20 protein-coding genes and 1 tRNA gene are annotated in these 24,967 nt (G+C 63.0%); 17 read left to right on the plus strand and 4 right to left on the minus strand.

The window, feature by feature from the left end; all coding sequences use genetic code 11:
- Positions 1-265 precede the first annotated feature (265 nt).
- Positions 266-775: a 2-amino-4-hydroxy-6-hydroxymethyldihydropteridine diphosphokinase gene (gene folK / locus EGJ22_RS21635; protein ID WP_029887896.1), complete on the minus strand. Its 510-nt coding sequence runs from the start codon at positions 773-775 to the stop codon at positions 266-268.
- Complete coding sequence (gene folB / locus EGJ22_RS21640) at positions 766-1,122, minus strand: dihydroneopterin aldolase (protein ID WP_009682799.1); 357 nt, start codon at positions 1,120-1,122, stop codon at positions 766-768. Before folB ends, folK begins: the two co-directional genes overlap by 10 nt.
- 74 nt (positions 1,123-1,196) lie before the next feature.
- Here folB and plsY point away from each other — a divergent pair, with 74 nt between their 5' ends.
- Entirely contained in the window at positions 1,197-1,766 is a 570-nt protein-coding gene (gene plsY / locus EGJ22_RS21645) for a glycerol-3-phosphate 1-O-acyltransferase PlsY (RefSeq protein WP_009682800.1), read from the plus strand.
- A gap of 16 nt (positions 1,767-1,782) precedes the next feature.
- Here plsY and tsaD read toward each other — a convergent pair whose 3' ends face one another.
- Positions 1,783-2,808 (minus strand): tRNA (adenosine(37)-N6)-threonylcarbamoyltransferase complex transferase subunit TsaD, encoded by a 1,026-nt coding sequence (gene tsaD / locus EGJ22_RS21650; RefSeq protein ID WP_009682801.1) that lies wholly within the window; start codon positions 2,806-2,808, stop codon positions 1,783-1,785.
- A 204-nt stretch (positions 2,809-3,012) separates the two neighbouring features.
- Here tsaD and rpsU point away from each other — a divergent pair, with 204 nt between their 5' ends.
- From rpsU to EGJ22_RS21690, 7 genes are all read left to right on the plus strand, one after another.
- On the plus strand, positions 3,013-3,228 hold the full coding sequence (gene rpsU / locus EGJ22_RS21655; RefSeq protein WP_003255575.1) for a 30S ribosomal protein S21: 216 nt from the start codon (positions 3,013-3,015) through the stop codon (positions 3,226-3,228).
- Between the two features lie 302 nt (positions 3,229-3,530).
- On the plus strand, positions 3,531-5,510 hold the full coding sequence (gene dnaG, locus EGJ22_RS21660; protein WP_029887895.1) for a DNA primase: 1,980 nt from the start codon (positions 3,531-3,533) through the stop codon (positions 5,508-5,510).
- 67 nt (positions 5,511-5,577) lie between these two features.
- The gene (rpoD, locus tag EGJ22_RS21665) at positions 5,578-7,428 is read left to right on the plus strand and encodes an RNA polymerase sigma factor RpoD (RefSeq protein WP_009682803.1); all 1,851 of its coding nucleotides are present in this window, start codon (positions 5,578-5,580) and stop codon (positions 7,426-7,428) included.
- Between the two features lie 296 nt (positions 7,429-7,724).
- Complete coding sequence (locus EGJ22_RS21670; protein ID WP_029887894.1) at positions 7,725-11,468, plus strand: bifunctional diguanylate cyclase/phosphodiesterase; 3,744 nt, start codon at positions 7,725-7,727, stop codon at positions 11,466-11,468.
- A gap of 16 nt (positions 11,469-11,484) precedes the next feature.
- A tRNA-Ile gene (locus EGJ22_RS21675) sits at positions 11,485-11,561 on the plus strand.
- Positions 11,562-11,817: 256 nt separating this feature from the next.
- Positions 11,818-12,939: a Fic family protein gene (locus EGJ22_RS21680; protein ID WP_029887893.1), complete on the plus strand. Its 1,122-nt coding sequence runs from the start codon at positions 11,818-11,820 to the stop codon at positions 12,937-12,939.
- 278 nt (positions 12,940-13,217) lie between these two features.
- Positions 13,218-13,679: an Lrp/AsnC family transcriptional regulator gene (locus tag EGJ22_RS21690; RefSeq protein WP_029887892.1), complete on the plus strand. Its 462-nt coding sequence runs from the start codon at positions 13,218-13,220 to the stop codon at positions 13,677-13,679.
- Positions 13,680-13,691: 12 nt separating this feature from the next.
- On the opposite strand, the gene EGJ22_RS21695 is transcribed toward EGJ22_RS21690, so the two are convergent.
- Complete coding sequence (locus EGJ22_RS21695) at positions 13,692-13,982, minus strand: hypothetical protein (protein WP_029887891.1); 291 nt, start codon at positions 13,980-13,982, stop codon at positions 13,692-13,694.
- A 629-nt stretch (positions 13,983-14,611) separates the two neighbouring features.
- Here EGJ22_RS21695 and EGJ22_RS21700 point away from each other — a divergent pair.
- The 9 genes from EGJ22_RS21700 (at position 14,612) to EGJ22_RS21740 (ending at position 24,870) form a co-directional block, all read left to right on the plus strand.
- Positions 14,612-16,294 (plus strand): NAD(P)/FAD-dependent oxidoreductase, encoded by a 1,683-nt coding sequence (locus EGJ22_RS21700; protein WP_029887890.1) that lies wholly within the window; start codon positions 14,612-14,614, stop codon positions 16,292-16,294.
- A gap of 15 nt (positions 16,295-16,309) precedes the next feature.
- Entirely contained in the window at positions 16,310-17,104 is a 795-nt protein-coding gene (locus EGJ22_RS21705; protein ID WP_029887889.1) for a carbon-nitrogen hydrolase family protein, read from the plus strand.
- Between the two features lie 131 nt (positions 17,105-17,235).
- On the plus strand, positions 17,236-19,536 hold the full coding sequence (pqqF, locus tag EGJ22_RS21710) for a pyrroloquinoline quinone biosynthesis protein PqqF (protein ID WP_064314627.1): 2,301 nt from the start codon (positions 17,236-17,238) through the stop codon (positions 19,534-19,536).
- A 158-nt stretch (positions 19,537-19,694) separates the two neighbouring features.
- Positions 19,695-19,766, plus strand: coding sequence for a pyrroloquinoline quinone precursor peptide PqqA (gene pqqA, locus EGJ22_RS21715; RefSeq protein ID WP_003243383.1), 72 nt, complete (start codon positions 19,695-19,697; stop codon positions 19,764-19,766).
- Positions 19,767-19,849: 83 nt separating this feature from the next.
- Positions 19,850-20,761, plus strand: a complete 912-nt coding sequence (gene pqqB, locus EGJ22_RS21720; protein WP_029888065.1) for a pyrroloquinoline quinone biosynthesis protein PqqB — start codon at positions 19,850-19,852, stop codon at positions 20,759-20,761.
- Between the two features lie 160 nt (positions 20,762-20,921).
- Positions 20,922-21,677, plus strand: coding sequence for a pyrroloquinoline-quinone synthase PqqC (gene pqqC / locus EGJ22_RS21725; RefSeq protein ID WP_009682812.1), 756 nt, complete (start codon positions 20,922-20,924; stop codon positions 21,675-21,677).
- Positions 21,674-21,949 carry a pyrroloquinoline quinone biosynthesis peptide chaperone PqqD gene (pqqD, locus tag EGJ22_RS21730; protein WP_009682813.1) on the plus strand — a complete coding sequence of 92 codons (276 nt, stop codon included), beginning with the start codon at positions 21,674-21,676 and terminating at the stop codon, positions 21,947-21,949. The genes pqqC and pqqD overlap by 4 nt, the downstream gene beginning before the upstream one ends.
- On the plus strand, positions 21,921-23,081 hold the full coding sequence (gene pqqE / locus EGJ22_RS21735) for a pyrroloquinoline quinone biosynthesis protein PqqE (RefSeq protein ID WP_029888064.1): 1,161 nt from the start codon (positions 21,921-21,923) through the stop codon (positions 23,079-23,081). The genes pqqD and pqqE overlap by 29 nt, the downstream gene beginning before the upstream one ends.
- Entirely contained in the window at positions 23,047-24,870 is a 1,824-nt protein-coding gene (locus tag EGJ22_RS21740; RefSeq protein WP_029888063.1) for a S9 family peptidase, read from the plus strand. The genes pqqE and EGJ22_RS21740 overlap by 35 nt, the downstream gene beginning before the upstream one ends.
- The last annotated feature ends 97 nt before the right edge of the window (positions 24,871-24,967 follow it).

The following is a 24,967-nucleotide window of genomic DNA, read 5'->3' on the forward strand; positions in this document are numbered from 1 at the left end:
TCGCTCTAACAGGCGCTGCATACCTTGTGGCAAACACCTGTCAGCCCTGATGCGATCCCCGTGGGAGCTGGCTTGCCCGCGAAGCAGGCGACGCTGTGCCTGGCACCGGCTCCGCCGGTGTTCGCGGGCATGCCCGCTCCCACAGGGGCCTGCGCTGGCTTGAAGTTGCCGCCGGACTTGCACGAGCAACTGTCTTTCTCAAAATTAGAAGCCTGCACGATTCACCTGTGGGAGCGGGCAAGCCCGCGAAAAGGCCGGAACAGGCTTACGCCGGCGTCAACTGCAGCCCACGCCACTCAAAGGCCACCGGGGCCAGCACCTGGTCGATCTGCGCGTCCTGCCACAACTGCGCCAGGGTCTTGCCCGCCCCCGGATGCACCAGTTCCGGCGCCAGCAGCGACAGCGGCCATAACACGAAGGCGTTCTTCAAGATCTCTGCCCGAGGCAGTACCAGCCCATCGAAGTTGCCATGCAGGTCGTCATACATCAGCACGTCGATATCCAGCGGCAACCCTTTGCGGTCAGGCGCATAACGGCCATTGTCGGCCTCGATGAACTTCAGCCGGCGGTCCAGTTCGATCAACGGCAGCGCGGTTTGCCCGCTGACCACGAAATTGATGAATGGCCCGCTCTTGATCCCCACCGCCTGGCTTTCGAAAGCCGGAGAGCAGCGCATGTCGGTGAGAATCGCGGCCAATGCATCAAGCCCGGCACACAAATGCGCCTCACGGTCGACATTGCTGCCAAGGCCCAGGTAAACCGTGCTCAGAGACATCCGCGCTCGATCTCCACGCCAACACCGCCACGGGCCGCCGGCACCGCGCCAGGCTTGGTCAGCTTCAACCGCACCCACGGGATGTGGAACTCTTCCATCAAGGCAGCCACCAGGCGCTCGGCAAAAGTTTCCACCAGCTCGAAACGGGCCTGCTCGGCGAATGCCTGGATACGCGCCGAAACGCTGGCGTAATCCAGGGCCAGGTTCAGGTCGTCGCCGGCCGCCGCGGGGCGGTTGTCCCAGGCAAAGCTCAAGTCCAGGCGCAAGCACTGGCGAATATCCCGCTCCCAGTCATAGGCACCGATAACGGTATCGACTTCCAGGCCTTCGATGAACACTCTGTCCAAGCACTTCTCTCCACAGCACGACAAGGGCGACTGGCGCCGTTAGAATCAGGGCGTCCTCGCCCGGAATAGTTAGCATGTTTTGGTTACTGGCGTTGCTCGCCTACCTGCTCGGCTCGCTGTCCTTCGCCATTGTTCTCAGCCGCCTCTCAGGCAGCCCGGACCCGCGTTCCAGTGGTTCAGGCAATGCCGGCGCTACCAACATGCTACGCCTGGCAGGCCGTAAAATGGCGATCCTGACCCTGCTTGGCGACCTGTGCAAGGGCCTGCTGCCAGTATTGCTCGCCCGCCTCGCCGGGCTGGACCTGCAAGAACAGGCCTGGGTAGGCGTGTATGCAGTGCTGGGCCACCTGTTTCCAGTGTACTTCCGCTTCCAGGGTGGCAAGGGCGTGGCGACGGCGGCCGGCATGCTCATGGGCCTGTATTTCCCCGCCGCGCTGCTGGCGGTTGGCGCCTGGCTGCTGATTTTCTACCTCACCCGTACCAGCTCGCTGGCCGCGCTGATCGCCACCCCGCTGACCTTGCCATTGCTGGCCTGGCGCGAGCCGGAAGCCCTGCTGCCGATCACCGTGCTCACCGCCTTGATCGTCTGGAGCCACCGCAGCAACCTGCGCGATCTGTTTGCCGGGCGCGAACGCCACTTCTGAACCTTGCCGCCCACCGTTACAGCGGTGGCAATTGCTCCATCGGCCAGCGTGCCTGCACGCTGATCCCCAGGCCCTGCTGCTGCCCGGCCAGCAGCCGCTGGCAGCCGGCATAGGCGATCATCGCGCCGTTGTCGGTGCAGAACTGCGGCCGCGCGTAATACACGTTGCCCTTCATGCCGGCCAGCATCTCTTCCAGCGAGGCGCGCAAGGCCTTGTTGGCACTTACGCCACCGGCGATGACCAGGCGCTTGAGGCCCGTCTGCTTGAGGGCCCGCTTGCACTTGATGGTCAAAGTCTCTACCACGGCCTGCTGGAATGCCAGCGACACGTCGCAACGGGTTTGCTCGCCGTCGTCGCCAGCATTCTTGCACTGCTGCCAGGTGTTCAGGGCGAACGTCTTCAGGCCACTGAAGCTGAATTCCAGGCCAGGGCGATCGGTCATCGGCCTGGGGAACACAAAGCGCCCCGGCACGCCCTGCTCGGCCAGGCGCGCGATTTCCGGGCCACCCGGGTAATTCAGGCCAATCAGCTTGGCGGTCTTGTCGAAAGCTTCGCCAGCGGCATCGTCCAGGCTCTCGCCCAGCAGCTCGTATTGGCCGATGCCATCCACACGAACCAGCTGGGTATGGCCGCCGGACACCAACAAAGCGACGAACGGAAATTCGGGCGGGTTTTCTTCCAGCATGGGCGCCAGCAGGTGGCCTTCCATGTGGTGTACGCCAATTGCCGGAATGTCCCAGGCAAATGCCAGGGCCTGGGCGCACGACGCCCCCACCAGCAAGGCCCCGACCAGGCCGGGGCCGGCGGTATAGGCGATGGCGTCGATTTCGGTGGCGACACAGCCCGCCTCGTCCAGCACCTGGCGGATGAGGGGCAGCATGCGCTTGACGTGGTCACGCGAGGCAAGCTCGGGCACCACACCGCCAAACACGCGGTGCAGGTCGATCTGGCTGAACAGCGCGTCGGCCAACAAACCGCGTTCGCTGTCGTATAATGCGACGCCAGTTTCGTCGCAGGATGTTTCCAATCCCAGTACTAGCATGGGCTCGTCCCTTGTGGGGGCTGAATTCGAAGCCGCGCATGATAGTCCCCGTGCCGAGTGCCGACCAGCGGTTTTCGATCAGAGGCTTTGCATTCCGGCTTGCTAAGGGTTAACATCCGCAACCCTTGAAAACCGACGTTCTCCAGCACACCTTTGTTTTGCCAGGAGCACGTCTACCCCGGTAATGAATTAAGGTAGCCCTGGATGCCAGCCGTCAAAGTTAAAGAGAACGAACCCTTCGACGTAGCTCTGCGTCGTTTCAAGCGCTCCTGCGAAAAAGCCGGTGTACTGGCTGAAGTTCGTAGCCGCGAGTTTTACGAGAAGCCGACCGCAGAGCGTAAGCGCAAAGCAGCTGCTGCTGTTAAGCGTCACGCCAAGAAAGTTCAGCGCGAACAGCGCCGCGCCGTTCGCCTGTACTAATACAGGCGTTCAACGCAAAGCTTCTGCCCTGCCCGGCTAACGCCGGGCGATGGCAGTGGTCGTTTTACACTTGGGCAGCCAGCCCAAGGCCCCGCACAAGCTTCACGCGAACTGCATACGGGCAACCTGCCTGAAACGTCAGAGCTGGTCTTCGCTGTTCCATGACCAGACGTGCACGTCAGACTGACGGGCCCCTAGTGGCCGGCGGCGAGCACACATTTCCTCGCACCATATCAAGCGGCACCCGCCCCATTCGGCGCGCGAGCGATTAGACTTGCCAGTTGCCAGATGACGAGACTGCCATGGCCGGGCTGATTCCCCAGAGCTTCATTGACGACCTGATCAACCGCCTCGACATCGTCGATGTGGTGAGTTCGCGCGTCCAGCTGAAAAAAACCGGCAAGAACTACTCCGCCTGCTGCCCGTTCCACAAGGAAAAAACCCCTTCCTTTACGGTCAGCCCCGACAAGCAGTTCTACTACTGCTTCGGCTGCGGCGCCGGTGGCAACGCCCTGGGCTTTGTCATGGACCACGACAACCTGGATTTCCCCCAGGCCGTCGAGGAGCTGGCCCGCGCCGCCGGCATGGAAGTGCCCCGCGAACAAGGGCGCCGTGACAACAAGCCACGCCAGCCCACCGATTCGCCGCTATACCCGCTGCTGGATGCAGCCTCCGAGTTCTACCGCCAGGCGTTGCGCAGCCACCCGACCCGCAAGGCGGCGGTGGACTACCTCAAAGGCCGTGGCCTGTCCGGGGAAATTGCCCGCGATTTCTGCCTGGGCTTCGCTCCGCCCGGCTGGGACAACCTGCTCAAGCACCTAGGCGCCGATACCCTGCAGCAGAAGGTGATGATCGATGCCGGCCTGCTGATCGAGAACGCCGAAAGCGGCAAGCGCTACGATCGCTTCCGCGACCGGGTAATGTTCCCCATCCGTGACAGCCGCGGGCGCATCATCGCCTTTGGTGGCCGGGTGCTCGGCGACGACAAACCCAAGTACCTGAACTCCCCGGAAACCCCGGTATTCCACAAGGGCCAGGAACTATACGGGTTGTACGAGGCGCGCAAGCACAACCGCAACCTCGACGAAATCATCGTTGTCGAGGGCTACATGGATGTCATCGCCCTCGCCCAGCAAGGCTTGCGCAATGCCGTGGCCACCCTTGGCACGGCCACCAGCGAAGAACACCTCAAGCGCCTGTTCCGCGTGGTGCCCAGCGTGCTGTTCTGCTTCGACGGCGACCAGGCCGGGCGCAAAGCGGCATGGCGCGCGCTGGAGTCGGCGCTGCCCAACCTGCAGGACGGCCGTCGGGCGCGCTTCCTGTTCCTGCCTGAAGGCGAAGACCCAGACAGCCTGGTACGCGCCGAAGGCACCGACGCCTTCATGGCCCGCATCAACCAGCACGCCCAGCCGCTGGCCGACTACTTCTTCGAGCAACTGGGCGTCGAAGCCGACCCGCGCTCGCTGGAAGGCAAGGCCCACATGGCGACCCTGGCCGCACCGTTGATCGAAAAGATTCCCGGCGCCAACCTGCGCCAGCTGATGCGCAACCGCCTGAAAGAAATCACCGGCCTCGACCCTCAACAGGTCGAGCAACTGGCCCAGCAGGCACCCGCGCCCACCAGCATGCCGGACTACGACCCTGGCTACGATTACGACGCCATGGCCAGCTACACCCCCGACTATGGTGACATGCCGCAGTTCGAGCCGGCGCCGTTCCAGCAGGAGCAGGCCTGGAAGCCCAACAAGGGCGGCGGCAAGAAGCCGTGGGGCGACAAACCATGGGACAAGAACCGCAAGGGCGGGAAAAACTGGCAGCGCGATGAAGCGCCGCCACGGGTGCCGGCGCCGGTCGAACCCCCTACCCTGGCGGCCCTGCGCACCTTGCTGCACCACCCGCTGCTGGCGGGCAAGGTGGAAGATGCCAGCCACTTCGCCGACGAAGAGCACCTGTACAGCCAGCTGCTGGTGGCATTGATCGAAGCCGCACAGAAAAATCCTGGGCTAAGCTCAATGCAGCTGATTGCACGCTGGCATGGCACCGAACAGGGCCGCCTGCTGCGGGCCTTGGCAGAAAAGGAATGGCTGATCGTGGCCGACAACCTTGAACAACAGTTTTTCGACACCATTACTAGCTTGTCCGCCCGCCAACGCGAGCGCAGCCTGGAACAACTGCTCAGGAAATCACGTCAAAGCGAATTGACCAGCGAGGAAAAAACCCAGCTCCTCGCCTTGCTGAGCCGGAATGTTCCCGCACAAACGCCGACCTCATCTGGCGCGTGAGGCCCATGCTCGGGTATAATCCTCGGCTTGTTTTTTGCCCGCCAAGACCTTCAGTGGATAGGGTGTTATGTCCGGAAAAGCGCAACAGCAGTCTCGTATCAAAGAGTTGATCACCCGCGGTCGTGAGCAGGGCTACCTGACTTACGCGGAGGTCAACGACCACCTGCCTGAGGATATTTCAGATCCGGAACAGGTGGAAGACATCATCCGCATGATCAACGACATGGGGATCAACGTATTCGAGAGTGCTCCGGATGCGGATGCCCTTCTGTTGGCGGAAGCCGACACCGACGAAGCCGCGGCCGAAGAAGCCGCTGCTGCGTTGGCGGCAGTTGAAACCGATATCGGCCGCACGACCGACCCGGTGCGCATGTACATGCGCGAAATGGGTACAGTCGAGCTGCTGACCCGCGAAGGCGAGATCGAAATCGCCAAGCGTATCGAGGAAGGCATTCGTGAAGTCATGGGCGCCATCGCCCACTTCCCGGGCACTGTCGATTACATTCTCGGCGAATATGACCGTGTCACCGCCGAAGGTGGCCGCCTGTCCGATGTTCTCAGCGGTTACATCGACCCTGACGACAATATCGCAGCGCCTACCGACGAGGTGCCGGTCATCGGCGCCAAGGCCCCAGCGGCCAAGGAAGAGTCGGACGAGGAAGACGAAGAAAGCGAAGGCAGTGACGACGAAGAAGAGACCGAAAGCGGTCCTGACCCCGTTGTTGCCGCACAGCGTTTCGGTGCGGTCAACGACCAGCTTCAGGTCACCAACAAGGTTCTGAAAAAACACGGTCGCAACCACAAGGAAAGCATCGAGGCCCTGCAGGCCCTGGCTGACCTGTTCATGCCGATCAAACTGGTACCGAAGCAGTTCGAGGTACTGGTCGAGCGCGTGCGTGACGCCTTGAGCCGTCTGCGCCAGCAAGAACGCGCCATCATGCAGCTGTGCGTGCGTGACGCCCGCATGCCGCGCGCCGACTTCCTGCGCATGTTCCCAAGCAACGAAACCGACCAGACCTGGAGCGGTGACCTGGCCAAGCGCAACACCAAATGGGCTGCTGCCCTGGGTGAAAAGGACGCCGCCATCGTCGCTTGCCAGCAAAAGCTGATCGACCTTGAGACCGAAACCGGCCTGACCGTTGCCGAGATCAAGGAAATCAACCGTCGCATGTCGATCGGTGAAGCCAAGGCCCGCCGCGCCAAGAAAGAAATGGTCGAGGCAAACCTGCGTCTGGTTATCTCCATCGCCAAGAAGTACACCAACCGTGGCCTGCAGTTCCTCGACCTGATCCAGGAAGGCAACATCGGCTTGATGAAGGCGGTAGACAAGTTCGAATACCGTCGTGGTTACAAGTTCTCGACCTACGCCACCTGGTGGATTCGCCAGGCAATCACCCGTTCGATCGCTGACCAGGCTCGCACCATTCGTATTCCGGTGCACATGATCGAGACGATCAACAAGCTCAACCGTATTTCCCGGCAGATGCTGCAGGAAATGGGCCGCGAACCGACCCCGGAAGAGCTGGGTGAGCGCATGGAAATGCCTGAGGACAAGATCCGCAAGGTGTTGAAAATCGCCAAAGAGCCGATTTCCATGGAAACCCCGATCGGTGACGACGAAGACTCGCACCTGGGCGACTTCATCGAGGACTCGACCATGCAGTCCCCGATCGATGTAGCCACGGTCGAGAGCCTGAAAGAAGCTACCCGTGACGTGCTCTCGGGCCTGACCGCACGCGAAGCCAAAGTGCTGCGCATGCGTTTCGGTATCGACATGAACACCGACCATACCCTTGAAGAGGTAGGCAAGCAGTTTGACGTGACCCGTGAGCGGATCCGTCAGATCGAAGCCAAGGCGTTGCGCAAATTGCGCCACCCGACGCGCAGCGAGCACCTGCGCTCCTTCCTCGACGAGTGACGAACAAACCCCGGCCCAGGCCTAATGCCTGTTAGTTAAGCGTTACTGGGGCTGCTCTGCAGCCCTTCGCGGGCACGCCCGCTCCCACTCAAGAAATGCGCGATCCCCTGTGGGAGCGGGCGTGCCCGCGAAGGGTCGCAAAGCGACCCCAAATTTCTTAACTGACTCGCATTAAGCCCAAGCCGGGGTTTTTCTCAAGGCACTGTTGTATCTGACAAAAGGCCTCTTGTTCTTCCGCACACCAGCAGCAATGCCCGTCTACACTCGACTTCAGACCACCTGAAAGCGAGGCCGTCATGCCCCTGAAGCCGGCCATCCTGTTGCTGATCCTGATTGTCTGGAGCACAACGGCCGGCGCCCTTACCCTGACAGACGAGGAGCAAGCCTGGCTGGCTGCCCACCCGCAGCTGAGCCTGGGCGTAGATGCCTCCTGGCCGCCGTTCGAGTTTCGCGACCAGGAGGGCCGCTACCAGGGATTGGCCGCCGATTACATCGCCAAGATCCAGCAACGCCTGGGCGTGACACTGAAACCGGTCGAGCCCAGTAACTGGACCGAGGTATTGGCACAGGCACGCGAAAACCGAATCGACTTACTGCCCGGCATCATGTCGACGCCAGAACGCCAGGCCTACCTGTCCTTCACCCGGCCATACCTGGACTTTCCCATCGTGATCCTCGCCCACAAGGGCGGCGCTCAACCGCGCGACCTGAAAGACCTGTATGGGCTGAAAATTGCCGTGGTCGAAAATTATGCGCCACATGAGTTGCTGCGCACCCACCACCCAGACCTCAACCTGGTGGCACTGCCTAACGTCAGCTCGGCGCTGCAGGCCCTGGCCACCGACCAGGTGGATGCTGTGGTCGGGGACTTGGCATCGAGTATCTGGAGCCTGCGCCAGCTGAAGCTCGATGGCCTGTATGTCAGCGGTGAAACACCCTATCGCTATCAACTGGCCATGGCCGTGCCGCGCAACAATCCAGTCCTGGTCGGCATTCTCGACAAAGTGATGGCCGACATGAGCAGCGGCGAAATCAGCGAGATCCAGCAGCGCTGGGTGGGCAATGTGGTCGATCAGCGGATGTTCTGGTCCGACTTGCTGGTGTACGGCCTGCCAACCGTGCTGTTCCTGATGGGCGTACTGGCCATTGTCATCCGCATCAACCGCCGGCTCAGCTCGGAAATTTCCCGCCGCATTGCCCTGGAGCAGGAGCTGCGCAGCAGCGAATACCACTACCGTGGGCTGGTCGAAAGCCTTTCAGCCATCGCCTGGGAAGCCGACGCCAATGACTATACCTACAGCTATGTGTCACCCCACGCCGAGGGCCTGCTCGGCTACCCGCTGACCGACTGGCTGAAACCGGGCTTCTGGCGCAGCATACTGCACCCGGAAGATGCCCTCTGGGCCCAGGCGTACTGCGACAGCGAAACCGCCGCCGGGCGCGACCACAGCCTCGACTACCGAGTCATCCGCGCCGACGGCCAAGCGCTTTGGGTACGCAACATCGTCAGCATGATCGAACATGGCCACCACCCCGTGATGCGCGGCCTGATGATCGACATCAGCGAAACCAAGCGCACCGAGGACGCCCTGCGGTTGTCCGAGCAAAAATTCGCCTCGGTGTTCCAGCAATGCCCCGACATCCTGCTTATCGCGCGACACAGCGATGGCTGCCTGCTGGAGGTGAACGAGGCGTTCGAGGAACAGATCGGCCTGGCGCCGGACCAGGTGATCGGCCGTACCGCTACCGAGCTCAACCTGTGGGGCGTAGAAGGCAGCGGGCCACGGGTGCTGGAGCGCCTGCACCAAGGCGGTATCCGCAACCTGGAGATGACCTTCCGCCGCAGCAATGGCCAATTGTTTACCGGCCTGACCTCGGCGGAAACCTTCGAGCTCGACGGCACCCCCGCGTTGGTAGTAGCGGTACGCGACATCAGCCAGCTCAAGGAAACCCAGCAGCAACTGCAAACCTCTGAAGAAAAATTCGCCAAAGCCTTCCATGCCTCACCCGACGGGCTGCTGCTGTCGCGCCAGAGTGACGGCTTGCTGCTGGAGGTGAACGAAGGCTTCTGCCGCCTGACCGGCTACGATCTGAACCCGACCATCGACCAGACGTCGCTGGACCTTGGCATCTGGGTGGACCTCAACGAGCGCAAACGCCTGGTCGACCAGTTGAACCGCGACGGCTTCGTGCGTGATTTCACTTGCCACATTCGCCGCAGCGACGGGCAGATCCGCTTGTGCGAACTCTCGGCAAGGCCACTGCCGATTGCCGGGATCGACTGCATGCTGACCATTGCCCGCGACATTACCGAACGCCACCTCATGCAGGAAAAACTGCAACTGGCCGCCACGGTATTCGAGAACACTGCCGAGGGCGTACTGATTACCGACATCGACCAGCGCATCAGTGCGGTCAACCGTGCGTTCAGCGAAATTACCGGCTACAGCGAAATCGAAGCCCTCGGCCAAACCCCGCGCCTGCTCGCCTCCGGCCAGCACGACAGTGCCTTCTACGCCGCCATGTGGCACCAGTTGACCGCTGAAGGCCACTGGCAAGGCGAGATCTTCAACAAACGCAAGAGCGGGGAGCTGTACCCCAGCTGGCTGACCATCAGCGCGGTGCGCAACACCGAGCGCGAAATCACCCATTTCGTCGCAGTGTTCGCTGATATTTCCAGCCTCAAGCATGCCCAGGCCAAACTCGACTACCAGGCCCACCACGACCCACTGACCGGCCTGCCCAACCGCGCCTTGTTCGAGAACCGCCTGCAGGCTGCACTGGCCTGTGCGCAGGTGTCCAACCGCCAGGGTGCGGTGCTGTTCCTTGACCTTGACCGCTTCAAGCACATCAACGACAGCCTCGGCCACCCGGTCGGCGACCTGCTGCTCAAAGGCATCGCCCAGCGCCTGAAAGAGCAGGTACGCGACGTCGACACCGTGGCCCGCCTGGGCGGCGACGAGTTCATCATCCTGCTGCCCGGCCTGCACAAGCCCAGCGACGCCAGCTCCATCGCCAACAAGCTGCTGGCTTGCTTCAACGCACCGTTCCAGGCTGGCGAACACGAGTTCTTCACCAGCGCCAGCATTGGCATCAGCCTGTACCCACAAGACGGCAGCGACGTCGCCACGCTGATCCGCAACGCCGATGCCGCCATGTACCGCTCCAAGGCCAAGGGCCGCAACCGCGTCGAAGCCTACACCCGCGACCTCACCGCCCAGGCCAGCGAACGCATTGCCCTGGAGCATGAACTGCGCCGCGCCGTGGAGCGCAATGAAATGAGCCTGTGCTTCCAGCCCAAGCTCAGCCTCAAGACCCAGAGCCTGGTCGGCGCCGAAGCACTGATCCGCTGGAGCCACCCGACCTTCGGTGAGGTGCCGCCCGAGCACTTCATCCACCTGGCCGAAGAGAACGGCACCATCCTGCAGTTGGGTGACTGGGTACTGGAGCAGGCCTGCCGGCAGATGCATCGCTGGAAGCGGGACTATGAGGCGTTCGGCCCGCTTTCGATCAACCTGGCTGGCGCCCAATTGCGCCATCACGGCCTGGCCAAGCGCATCGAGCAATTACTCAAGACCTACGGCCTGAAGGCGGGCGACCTGCAGTTGGAAATTACCGAGAACTTCATCATGAGCCAGGCCGAAGAAGCCTTGGTCGTGCTCCACCAGCTGAAGAAACTGGGCGTGCAGTTGGCCATTGACGACTTCGGCACGGGCTATTCATCGCTGAGTTACCTCAAGCGCCTGCCGCTGGATATCCTCAAGATCGACAAGTCGTTCATCCGCGGCCTACCTGACGACCCCCACGATGCAGCCATCGCCCGGGCGATCATCGCGCTGGGCCGCAGCATGCAATTGACCATCATTGCCGAAGGGGTGGAAAACCAGGCGCAGCAGCGTTTCCTGGCAGCGGAAGGCTGCGAGCAGATCCAGGGCTACATCGTCAGCCTGCCACTGCCGCCAGAGGAATTCGCCGCTTCGTTCCTTCGCATAGCACTATCGGATCTTTCAGATGGCACAGCTGCGAAACCCTCGTTATAATCCGGCCACTTACTGAGGGCCTATAGCTCAGTCGGTTAGAGCAGAGGACTCATAATCCTTTGGTCCACGGTTCGAGTCCGTGTGGGCCCACCAGCTACTGAAAAGCCGCGCACTGCGCGGCTTTATGCTTTCTGAGGTAGTGGTCTCGCTATTGGCTCCATGGCCAAAAGGTACAAAATCGGTACAGTACTGGTAAGCCAGTCTGCCTTTGGAGTCCTTTTCATATGGCAACAATGGTCAAAACCCCTTCCGGCACTTGGCAAGCCGGAGCCCCAAAACGGGCTGGGGATTATCGGCTCACTGAATGAGCCGAATAGGCTCGCTAATCGGCTCACAGATGAACGCTCCCATGAATGACCCGCGCTGGATCTGGCAGCAGCCCAACTGGCCGCACTTTACCTGGGGAGGCGAAACGCTTGCCCCGCTGCTGCGCGCTTGCAATCACGCTCAGGGGCGTTTGCTCGGAATGCTCGGTGCGGTGGGCAGTGACACCGAAGTGCAGAGCAGCCTGGATGCCATGCTTCAAAATATCGTCACTTCTTCAGCCATCGAGGGTGAGCAACTGAATGTCGGTTCGGTGCGTTCATCACTGGCGCGGCGCTTGGGGCTGAGCGAAGAGGGTCGCACCACCTCACGTTCCGAAGGCTTGGCGGAACTGCTGCTCGATGCCACCTGCCTGTATCAACAAGCGCTAGACGAGCAGCGACTTTTCACCTGGCACCGTTGGCTATTCCCCACCGATGACCAACTGCTGGCTCGACCGCTACACATCGGCACACTGCGCGGCGAAGAGCCGATGCAGGTCGTTTCCGGTCGCATAGACCGCCCTACGGTACATTTCGAGGCCCCTCCCCGCGCGGGCCTGGAAGAGCAATTGGCGAACTTTCTCGCCTGGTTCGAAAGCAGCCGAAGCGATGCCAGCCTTGACCCCTTTCTGCGCGCTGGCATCGCCCATTTCTGGTTCGTTACCCTGCACCCCTTCGATGACGGCAATGGTCGCCTCACCCGCGCCATCACCGATCTGGCCTTGGCCCAGGGCGAACATCAAGCCATCCGCTTCTATGCCCTGTCCGCAAGCATCCTTGATGACCGAGCAGGCTATTACCGCATGCTTGAAGCCAGCCAGAAAAGCACACTGGACATCACTGCTTGGCTGCAATGGTTTCTCACGACGTTGCTCAACAGCCTGGAGCAGGCTCTTGCTCGTATCGACCGAGTGCTGGTCAAGGCGCGCTTCTGGCAGGCTCACCGCAGCCAAACCCTATCGGCGGAGCAGGTCAAAGTGCTTAACCGCCTGCTTGATGGCGGCGAACGGGGTTTTGAAAACGGTATCAGCGCAGTCCAGTACCAAGCCGTAGCCAAGGTGTCCAAAGCCACCGCGACCCGCCATCTGAGCGACCTGCTGGAAAAAGGCTGCATCAAGCGGCTGCCCGGTGGCGGGCGCAGCACCCGTTACCAGATAGCACGCTGAGCACTTGAGCCGACCCAGTCAGCCCCTGGTGCGTCGTCGCGCCCTAGGGTAATGGTCGCGATCCACTTGAGCGATAGAAAGCAATTACTCGTACACCACTACGCTTACCTTTGCCGTTTGCAGCCCAGCGAACCTTGCGGTGCCCGCCAGTGCCGGGGCCGCTTTGCGGCCCTTTCGCGACACAAGGCCGCTCCTACAGGGGCCGCGTCGCTAGCGGCTGGCCTTGCCCTGATCGGCATTGGCTGGCTAGGCTAGCGGGCCAACCGTAGAGACTCGCCATGTCGGATGCCCGCCTTATCACCCTGGATGAAATCGATCGCCAGCTGATCGCCCTGCTGCAGATCAACGCCCGTGAAAGCGTGGCCAACCTCGCTCGCCAGCTGGGTATCGCCCGTACCACGGTCAACTCACGCCTGGAGCGGCTGGAGAAGACCAAGGTCATTGCCGGTTACGGCGTGCGCCTTGGGCAAAGCGTGATCGGTGGCGGGCTGCAAGCGTATGTGGGGATCAAGGTGCAACCGCGCTCCGGCAAGGACGTGGTGCGGCGTTTGAGTGCCATGGGGCAAGTGCAGCAGTTGTGCGCGGTAAGCGGCGAATTCGACTACGTGGCTTGGCTGCGCACGGACTCACCCGAGCAACTGGACCAGTTGCTTGACCAGATCGGCAGTGTCGACGGGGTGGAGAAAACCACCACGTCGATCATCCTCAGCAGCAAGGTGGACCGCGGTCAGCCGCTGTGAGCGGGCTGGCGGTCAGGCTTCCTGACCGTCAAGCAGGCCATCGAGGATGGCCGACAGGCTTTCGGCAGAATGCTGCATCGACCAGACAATGTCACGGCTGCGCTCGGGGGCGTGGTGTTGCGCGTAGTCAGAGGCAATCTGGTTGAGGCCACGGGCTAGCAGGCAGGCGTGGACCAAGGCGTCGGCGGCGTCGATGCCGGGGCGGATGGCGAAGAGCGGCGGGTGGCTGGCTTCGCAGTTGCAGAAGGGCTTTTCGGCGGTGGGTTTGAGTTTTTCGCGCTGGTCGGGTAAGCGATCGGTCATGGTATAGCCTCCACATCACAGGGGTGATTAGCGGCCATTCGCATCCTTCTCACGGGAATTGGGTGGCAGCCATGCACGAGGTGAGAACCGGCGAACTTGGAGGCGTGTACCCGGCCAGGCAAAGCCTGCCCGCGCACAGCTGCCATAGCAGTGCGCCTCCAGAAAGATCAGCGGGTTCTCACGCCCGATCACCGAATTTCGGCGATCGGGTGAAGTTAACGATGAAACGATTCCCGCGATGCCAGACAGAGGCTATAGCGGGTGTAGGGTAATTCTTTATCTCAAGGCATGGGTGTAGGACGTATCTGATCACCCAGATCGCAAGTGCTACACAGCCCGTTGTAGGAGCGGCCTTGTGTCGCGAAAGGGGTGCGAAGCGCCCCCAGGATTTGTGCATACAGCAGATGTTGCTGGGGCCGCTTTGCGGCCCTTTCGCGACACAAGGCCGCTCCTACAACGGGCAAGTGTTCGTCATAATGTATTTTTTAAAATAGATTTCGACTCAGAAAACGACATTAAGACAACACTCTGCATCTTAATTACGAACCCCGCTGTCCCTAAAATGACCACCAGGCATCTCCTATACTCAGGCTCTGCTCCCCGCGCAGCCCCTCTGGCAAGGTCACTTCATGAACAAGAAAAACCGCCACCCCGCCGACGGCAAGAAGCCGATCACCATCTTTGGCCCGGACTTTCCCTTCGCTTTCGACGACTGGCTTGAACACCCGGCAGGCCTTGGCAGTATCCCGGCTGAACGCCACGGTGAAGAGGTGGCCATCGTAGGTGCGGGCATCGCCGGCCTGGTGGCGGCGTACGAACTGATGAAGCTGGGCCTCAAGCCGGTGGTCTACGAGGCCTCCAAGCTTGGCGGCCGGCTGCGCTCGCAAGCCTTCAACGGCACCGACGGGATCGTGGCCGAACTCGGTGGCATGCGCTTCCCGGTGTCGTCCACTGCCTTCTACCACTATGTGGACAAGCTAGGCCTGGAAACCAAGCCTTTCCCCAACCCGCTGACCCCGGCATCGGGCAGTACGGTGATCGACCTGGAGGGCCAGACCTACTACGCCGAGAAGGCCGCCGACTTGCCGCAACTGTTCCATGAAGTGGCCGACGCCTGGGCCGATGCGCTGGAAAGCGGTGCCCAGTTCTCCGACATCCAGCAAGCCATCCGCGACCGAGATGTCACCCGCCTGAAAGAGCTGTGGAACAAGCTGGTACCGCTGTGGGACGACCGCACCTTCTATGACTTCGTCGCCACCTCGCGCTCGTTCGCCAAGCTGAGCTTCCAGCACCGCGAGGTGTTCGGCCAGGTCGGCTTCGGCACGGGCGGGTGGGACTCAGACTTCCCCAACTCGATGCTGGAAATTTTCCGCGTGGTCATGACCAACTGCGACGACCATCAGCACCTGGTAGTCGGCGGCGTTGAGCAGGTGCCACAAGGTATCTGGCGCCATGTACCGGAGCGCTGCGTGCACTGGCCACAGGGCACCAGCCTTAGCGCACTGCACGGCGGCGCGCCGCGTACCGGTGTAAAACGTATCGCCCGCGCAGCCGACGGGCGCCTGGCGGTTACCGACAACTGGGGTGACACCCGCCACTACAGTGCCGTGCTCACCACCTGCCAGACCTGGCTGCTGACCACGCAGATCGACTGCGAGGAATCGCTGTTCTCGCAAAAAATGTGGATGGCCCTGGACCGGACCCGCTACATGCAGTCGTCGAAGACCTTCGTCATGGTCGACCGGCCGTTCTGGAAAGACAAAGACCCGCAAACCGGCCGCGACCTGATGAGCATGACCCTCACCGACCGCCTCACCCGCGGCACATACCTGTTCGATAACGGTGACCACAAACCGGGGGTCATCTGCCTGTCCTACGCGTGGATGAGCGATGCGCTGAAGATGCTGCCGCACCCGGTGGAAAAGCGCGTGCAACTGGCCCTGGATGCGCTGAAGAAGATCTACCCGAAAACCGACATTGCCGGGCACATCATCGGCGACCCGATCACCGTGTCCTGGGAAGCCGACCCGTACTTCCTCGGCGCCTTCAAGGGTGCATTGCCGGGCCACTACCGCTACAACCAGCGCATGTACGCGCACTTCATGCAGCAGGACATGCCCGCCGAACAGCGCGGCATGTTCATCGCCGGGGACGACGTGTCGTGGACACCTGCCTGGGTCGAGGGCGCGGTGCAGACTTCACTGAATGCGGTGTGGGGTATCATGAACCACTTCGGTGGCCGTACCCACCCCGACAACCCAGGCCCTGGCGACGTGTTCGACGAAATCGGCCCGATCGCCCTGGCCGACTGACACGCAGGAGGCAACATGCGCATCGCTCTGTTCCAGGGCCATCCCCAGCCGCTGGATGTACCCGGCAACCTGCAACGGCTGCGCCAGCAGGCGCAGCTGGCAGTAGAACGTGGCGCGCAGTTGCTGGTGTGCCCGGAAATGTTCCTCAGCGGCTACAACATCGGCCTGGCTCAGGTGGAGCACCTGGCCGAGGCGGCCGATGGTCCGGCAGCCATGGCGGTGGTGGAAATCGCCCAGGCGCACCGCATAGCCATTGTCTATGGCTACCCGGAGCGCGGCGAGGACGGGGCGATCTACAACAGCGTGCAGTTGATCGACGCCCATGGGCGAAGCCTGGGCAACTACCGCAAGACCCACTTGTTCGGTGAACTGGACCGTTCGATGTTCAGCCCCGGCCCCGATCACTTCCCGGTGGTACAGCTGGAGGGCTGGAAGGTCGGCCTGCTGATCTGCTACGACATTGAGTTCCCGGAGAACGCCCGGCGCCTGGCACTGGACGGCGCCGAGCTGATTCTGGTGCCAACGGCGAACATGGCGCCCTACGATTTCACCTGCCAGGTGACCGTGCGGGCGCGGGCGCAGGAGAACCAGTGTTATCTGGTGTATGCCAACTACTGCGGGGCAGAAGGGCAGATCCAGTATTGCGGGCAAAGCAGCATCATCGCCCCGGACGGCAGCCTGCTGGCGATGGCCGGGCACGATGAATGCCTGTTGCTGGCCGAACTTGAGCATGAGCGGGTGGTGCAGGGGCGCGCAGCCTTCCCCTACCTGAGCGATCTGCGCCAGGAGCTGCACCTGCGTCAAGGCTGACGGGGGCCGCTTTCACATCGACCGCGTGAACCTAAAGCCCTGTGCAGTACTGTGGGAGCGGGCTCGCCCGCGAAGGGGCCGGGCCTGGGAACAAATGGGTTAGCATGGAAACCGAGCAACCGGAGCCCCCCATGCCTGACGCCACCCGCCACCTGACCCTCGCCAACGGCCTGCAGCTGACCCTGCGCCACGCCCCGCGCCTGAAGCGCTCGGCGGCCGCACTGCGGGTGCACGCGGGCAGCCACGATGCCCCCGCCAAATGGCCCGGCCTGGCGCACTTTCTCGAACACCTGTTCTTCCTCGGTACCTCCCGCTTTGCGCTGAACGATGGCTTGATGCGCTACGTGCAAACCCTCGGCGGCCAAGTCAACGCCAGCACCCGCGAACGTACTACCGACTTTTTCTTCGAAGTGCCACCCAGTGCTTTGGCCGGCGGCCTTGAGCGCCTGTGCCAGATGCTTGCCGAACCCGACCTGGGCAGCGAGCGCCAGCGCCGCGAACGCGAGGTGATTCACGCCGAGTTCATCGCCTGGGCCCGCAACCCGCAGGCCCAGCAGCAGTTCGCCTTGCTGCAAGCGGCCGCGCCTGGCCACCCGCTGGGCGCATTCCATGCCGGCAACCGTTACACCCTGGCCCTGCAGGATCCGCGCTTCCAGCAAGCGCTCGGCGGTTTTCACCGGCGCTTCTACCAGGGCGGGCAGATCACCTTGAGCCTGTGCGGCCCACAACCGCTGGATGAGCTGGAGCGAATCGGCCGCCAACATGCCGGGCTTTTCGCTGTGGGGCAGCCTGTGGCTCAGGCGCAGCCACCCTGCCTGTCGGCAGCGGCCGACCCGCTGGTGTTCACGCACCAGCAGCTCCCAAGTGGCGCCGAGCAGGCGCTGGAACTGCTGACCACCGGCCTTGAAGACAGCCGCCCCGGTACCTGGCTGGGCACCCTGCGTGAGCGTGGCTGGCTGCACAGTTTCAAAGCTGAAACACTATATGCATTCGCCGGTCAGTTGCTGTGGCACCTCGACCTCAAGCTCAGTGCCAACGCCTGCCCGGACGAAGCCCGCGACCTGCTGCACGGCTGGTTCAGTTTCATGCGCCAAGCCGACCGCCGTTCGCTGAACCAGCAGTTCGGTGCGTTGCAGCGCAGCCGCGCGCACAGCGCAAGCGCACTGGAGCTGGCCCGCCGGGACAGCGCAGGCCGGCCGTTCGCCCAACTGGATGCCCAAGGCCTGCACGCGCTGGATGCGCTGCTTGATGATTTGCCCTGCGCCGAGCGCGGCCATTGGCAATTGCCGCCAGCCGACCCGTTGCTCAGTGCCGAACTGCCCAATGCCAACCCGCAGCCGCTGCCGGCGGCGCTGACCATCAGTGGCCAGCTCCCGGCCTCGCGCCAGTACGCGGCGCTGTACCTGCGCTGGCAGGTGCCTTCGCCCTTGCGCCAGCCGCTGAAACGGGTGCTCGAACAGGCCCTGGCGCCGTTGCAAGAACGTTGTGAACGCGCCTCGGTGCAACTGCAATTCACCAGTGCCGGCGCTTACTGGCAGCTGCGCTGCGGCGGGCTGCCAGCGGCGGTGCTGCGCACAACGCAACAGGCGTTGGGGTTGCTGCGCGAACCGCCTGCCAGCTGCTGGCAAGCCAGCGCCGCGCAGCCCCCGGCATTGATACCCATCCGCCTGTTGCTGCAGCAACTGCCGGATGCGGTAGCCGGTGGCCTGCCTGAAACAACGCCGGATTGCTCGCTGGGGCAGCAGCACCTCGCAAGCCTATGGCAGCAATCGCAGTGGCAAGGCTTGGCCACGGGTTTCGACGCCAGGGCGCTGGGCGCACTGGGTGTTGCCTTGCAGCAGTGCCCCGGCCAAGGTGCGCGGCCTACGCCGGCACCCAGCTGGGCCAGCAAGCGCTGGTACCACGTTAGCGCCCCAGGCAGTGAACATGCCCTGTTGCTGTTTTGCCCACTGCCTGCGGCAGACGAAGCCCGCGGCCGCCTGCTCGCCCAATTACTGCAAGGCCCGGTGTACCAAAGGCTGCGGGTAGAACTGCAGCTGGGCTACGCGGTATTCAGTGCCTTTCGCCAGATCGAGGGCGTGGGTGGCCTGTTGTTCGGTGTGCAGTCTCCGCACACCGGCCAGGTTCAGGTCCTTGACCACCTGACGGCCCTGCTGCGCCAGGGCGTTACCCTTGACGCCGGGGTTCGCCAGGCCTTGGCCGAGCAATTTGCCGAGCCGGCCATGGCCAACGCGGAGGTCACCGAGTGGGCATGGCAGACACACCTGGCTACACAACCAGGCCAGCTCGATGGCCTGCGCAGGTCTATCCTGAACACGCGGCAGACGGATCTGGACCAGTTGCTCAGCAACCTGCTCGATACGGGGGCTGTCTGGCTTTGCCTGGCCAACGCTGCCGCGCCAGACACTTCCTGGCACGGCGAAAGCCCATGATTGTTACGCAAAGTGCAATGGCACTTTTCGAATAATTAACCTTTCGGTACAAATTTTTCTTGTAAGATAGCGCAATCCCAGTTCTGGGAACCTCCTGCGCATGGCGGTACCCAAGTAGTAGCTGAGCAAACCAAAACCCATCCGGAAGGAGTAACTCCATGTGGACCAAACCTGCTTACACTGATCTGCGTATCGGCTTCGAAGTCACCATGTACTTCGCTAACCGCTAAGCCCGGCTTACGGTTCCACGCCTCGGCCTGCCGGGGCGTTTTCGTTTTCAAGATACGGATTTCGCACAGCATAGAGAGTGGCCATGTATATCCAGGTTCTCGGCTCCGCCGCCGGTGGCGGGTTCCCGCAGTGGAACTGCAATTGCGTCAACTGCAAGGGTTACCGTGACGGCACCCTGCGCGCAACGGCGCGCACCCAGTCGTCCATCGCCCTGTCCGACGACGGCGTGCACTGGGTACTGTGCAATGCCTCGCCCGACATCCGCGCGCAGCTGCAAGCCTTTGCGCCCATGCAGCCAGCCCGGGCCCTGCGCGATACCGGCATCAACGCCATCGTGCTGCTGGACAGCCAGATCGACCACACCACCGGGCTGCTCAGCCTGCGCGAAGGCTGCCCGCACCAGGTGTGGTGCACCGACATGGTCCACCAGGACCTGACCACCGGCTTCCCCCTGTTCAACATGCTCAGCCACTGGAACGGTGGGCTGCAGTGGAACCGCATCGAGCTCGAAGGCAGCTTTGTGATCGACGCCTGCCCCAACCTGCGCTTCACGCCCTTCCCGCTGCGCAGCGCCGCACCGCCCTACTCGCCGCACCGCTTCGACCCCCACCCAGGCGACAACCTTGGCTTGCTGGTCGAAGATACCCGTACCGGCGGCAAGCTGTTCTACGCCCCTGGCCTGGGCCAGGTCGATGACAAGCTGCTGGCGATGATGCACGGCGCCGACTGCCTGCTGGTCGACGGCACCTTGTGGGAAGACGATGAAATGCAGCGCCGTGGCGTTGGTACCCGCACCGGGCGCGAGATGGGCCACCTGGCGCAGAACGGCCCCGGCGGCATGCTGGAAGTGCTCGATGGCTTCCCGCGCCAGCGCAAAGTGCTTATCCACATCAACAACACCAACCCGATACTTGATGAAGCATCGCCCGAACGCGCCGAAGTACTGCGCCGGGGCGTGGAAGTGGCCTTCGATGGCATGAGTATCGAGTTCTAAATACAGACGGCCAGACGACACTGAACCCCTGTGGGAGCGGGCATGCCCGCGAAGCAGCCAATACAGTTCATGGCACCGGCTTGGCCGGTGTTCGCGGGCATGCCCGCTCCCACAGGGGTGAGTTGCCAGGCCAGTCAAGCGTTTTACAGGAGCCAGCCGAATGAGCGATGCACTGCCGATGTCCCCTGCCGAGTTCGAGCAGGCCCTGCGCGCCAAGGGCGCCTTTTACCATATCCATCACCCCTATCATGTGGCGATGTACCAGGGCCGGGCCAGCCGCGAGCAGATCCAGGGCTGGGTCGCGAACCGCTTCTACTATCAGGTCAACATCCCCATGAAGGATGCCGCGATCCTGGCCAACTGCCCCGACCGCGAAGTACGCCGCGAGTGGATACAGCGCCTGCTCGACCACGACGGTGCCCCAGGCGAAGACGGCGGTATCGAGGCCTGGCTGCGCCTGGGCCAGGCGGTGGGGCTGGACCCCGACCAGTTGCGCTCACAAGAGCTGGTACTGCCCGGCGTGCGCTTTGCCGTAGACGCCTACGTCAACTTCGCCCGCCGCGCCAGCTGGCAGGAAGCGGCCAGCAGCTCGCTGACCGAACTGTTCGCCCCGCAAATCCACCAGTCGCGCCTGGACAGCTGGCCGCAACACTACCCGTGGATCGACCCGGCCGGCTACGAGTACTTCCGTACCCGCCTGGGCCAGGCCCGGCGTGACGTGGAGCACGGCCTGGCCATTACCCTGCAGCATTACACCACCCGCGCAGGCCAGGAGCGTATGCTGGAAATACTGCAGTTCAAGCTGGATATCCTCTGGAGCATGCTCGACGCCATGAGCATGGCATACGAGCTGAACCGCCCGCCCTATCACTCCGTCACCCAGGACCGGGTGTGGCACAAGGGGATCACCCTATGAGTTTCGACCGTAACCAAGTGCCGAACTGGCGCCCCGGCTACCGCTTCCAGTACGAACCGGCGCAGAAAGGCCATGTGCTGCTCTACCCTGAAGGCATGATCAAGCTCAATGACAGCGCCAGCCTGATCGGTGGGCTGATCGATGGCCAGCGCGACGTAGCAGCGATCATCAACGAACTCGAACAGCAATTCCCCGGCGTGCCCCAGGTAGCCGAGGACATCGAGCAGTTCATGGAGGTAGCCCGTGCCGAACACTGGATCGTCCTCGCCTGAGTTGCCGCCCACGCCCGCTGTGGGCTTGCCGCTGTGGCTGCTGGCCGAGCTGACCTACCGTTGCCCGCTGCAGTGCCCGTACTGCTCCAACCCGCTGGACTTTGCCGCCCAGGGCCAGGAGCTGAACACCGAACAGTGGTTCAAGGTCATGGCCGAGGCACGCCAGATGGGCGCCGCGCAAATCGGCTTTTCCGGTGGTGAGCCGTTGGTGCGCCAGGACCTGGCCGAGCTGATTGGCGAGGCCCGTCGGCTGGGTTACTACACCAACCTGATCACCTCCGGCATTGGCCTGAACGAGGCGCGCATCGCCGAATTCAAGGAGGCCGGCCTGGACCATATCCAGATCAGCTTCCAAGCCAGCGACGAGCAGGTCAACAACCTGCTGGCCGGCTCGAAGAAGGCCTTTGCGCAAAAGCTGGAAATGGCCCGCGCAGTGAAGGCCCACGGCTACCCGATGGTGCTCAACTTCGTCACCCACCGGCACAACATCGACAAGATCGACCGCATCATCGAGCTGTGCATCGCGCTGGAAGCCGACTTCGTCGAGCTTGCCACCTGCCAGTTCTATGGCTGGGCGCACCTCAACCGCCTTGGCCTGCTGCCAACGCGCGCGCAATTGGAGCGTGCCGAGCGCATCACCAACGAGTACCGCGCAAAACTCAAGGCCGAAGGCAACCCGTGCAAGCTGATCTTCGTCACCCCGGACTACTACGAAGAGCGCCCCAAGGCCTGCATGAATGGCTGGGGCAACCTGTTCCTCACCATCACACCTGACGGTACCGCACTGCCCTGCCATGGCGCCCGCCAGCTGCCGGTGCAGTTCCCTAATGTGCGTGAGCACGACCTGCACCACATCTGGTACGAGTCGTTCGGCTTCAACCGCTTCCGTGGCTACGAGTGGATGCGCGAACCGTGCCGCTCATGCGACGAAAAGGAAAAGGACTTCGGCGGCTGCCGCTGCCAGGCCTTCATGCTGACCGGCGACGCCCGCAACGCCGACCCGGTGTGCGCCAAGTCGGCCGACCACGGCATCATTCTCAAGGCCCGCGAGGAGGCCGAAAGCGCCCAGCTCGCCATTGAACAGATGACCTTCCGCAATGAACGTAACTCCCGTGTCATCGCCCGCGGCTGAATTCAGCGCGGCCCAGGCCGTGGCCGCCGGCACCGACTTTGCCGAACTCAAGGTCAGTGCCGACGGGCTGTTCTGGCTGGAATTTCGCCCAGCCGATGGGGCTTGCCGCATCTGGCACTGGTTGTACTGCCAGGCTCGCTGCCTGACCCCGGATGGCTTCAGCGTGCGCAGCCGGGTCTACGAGTATGGCGGTGGCAGTTTCTGCCTGGGCGGCGACGGGTTGGTGTTCGTCAACGAGCAGGACCAGCAGGTCTATACCCAACCGCTGGACGACCTGGAACCGCGGGCCCTGACGCAGAATGCCAACTGCCGCTATGGCGATGTGCAATGGCACGACGGCCAGGTACTGGCGGTTGAAGAACGCCACGCCGACCAGGTCGAACATCGCCTGGTCGCGCTGCGCGACGGCGGCTGCGAAGTGCTTGCCGAAGGCGCCGACTTCTATGCTGCACCGACGGTGAGTGGCGACGGCCAGCGCCTGGCGTGGATCGAATGGGACCGCCCGGCACAGCCATGGACCGTGACCCGGTTGATGTGCCGCATGCGCGATGCCAGTGGCCACTGGTTGCCCGCGCAGTGCGTGGCGGCAGCCGAGGAATCGCTGCAGCAGCCGCGCTTCGATGGCGAAGGCCGGCTGTACTGCCTGTCCGACCGCAATGGGTTCTGGCAACCCTGGGGCGAAGTCGATGGCCAGTGGCAGGCGATGCCTGCCGAGCAGGCAGACCACGCGGCGGCCCCCTGGCAGCTGGGCACCTGCACTTGGTTGCCATTGGGCTCACACAGCTACCTGGCCAGCTGGTTCGAAAACGGCTTCGGCCAACTGGGGGTGCGCGGGGCCGATGGCCGCACCGAGCGCTTCGCCAGTGCCTACACCCGCTTTCGCAACCTGGCCATCGACGGCGACCACCTCTATGCCATCGCCGCCTCGCCCATCAGCCCGCCGGCGGTGATTGCCATCGACCGCAGCAACCACGAGGTTCGCGTGCTGGCCGGTGGGGCCGAAGTGCTGCCAGCCGACCACGTCAGCCTGCCACAGGCGTTCCACTACGCCAGTGATGGTGAGCAGGCGCATGGTTTCTTCTACCCGGCGGCCCGTTCGCAGGGGGCCGCACCGCTGGTGGTGTTCATCCACGGCGGCCCGACATCGGCCTGCTACCCGGTGCTCGACCCGCGCATCCAGTACTGGACCCAACGCGGCTTTGCCGTGGCCGACCTGAACTACCGGGGCAGCACCGGCTATGGCCGGGCGTACCGCCAGGCACTGCACCTGCGCTGGGGCGAGAGCGATGTGGCCGACGCCTGTGCAGCGGTCCGGCACCTGGCAGCACAGGGCCTGGTCGACCCACGCAAGGCGTTCATCCGCGGTGGCAGCGCGGGGGGCTATACCACGCTCTGCGCCTTGGCGTTCCATGACGTGTTCCGTGCCGGTGCCAGCCTGTACGGGGTCAGCGACCCGATAGCGCTAGGGCGTGCCACGCACAAGTTCGAGGGTGATTACCTGGACTGGCTGATTGGCGACCCCGCCCTGGATGCCGAGCGCTACCGCCAACGCACGCCGCTGCTGCATGCAGGGCAGATCAGGGTGCCGGTGATCTTCTTCCAGGGCGAGCTGGATGCGGTGGTGGTGCCAGAGCAAACCCGGTCGATGCTGGCGGCGTTGCAGGCCAACGGGATCGAGGCGCAAGGGCACTTCTACGCGGGCGAACGGCATGGGTTCCGCAAGGCGCAGAACCTGGCGCATGCGCTGGAAGAAGAGTGGAAGTTCTATTGCCGGGTGTTAGAAGGCTGACCCTTGGGGGCTGCTTTGCAGCCCAATCGCCGGCAAGCCAGCTCCCACAGGGATCGCCTTAGGGCTGACAGGTGTTTGCCACAAGGTATGGCAGCGC

Source organism: Pseudomonas sp. p99-361, from assembly GCF_003935475.1.
GTDB classification, from domain to species: Bacteria; Pseudomonadota; Gammaproteobacteria; order Pseudomonadales; family Pseudomonadaceae; genus Aquipseudomonas; species Aquipseudomonas juntendi.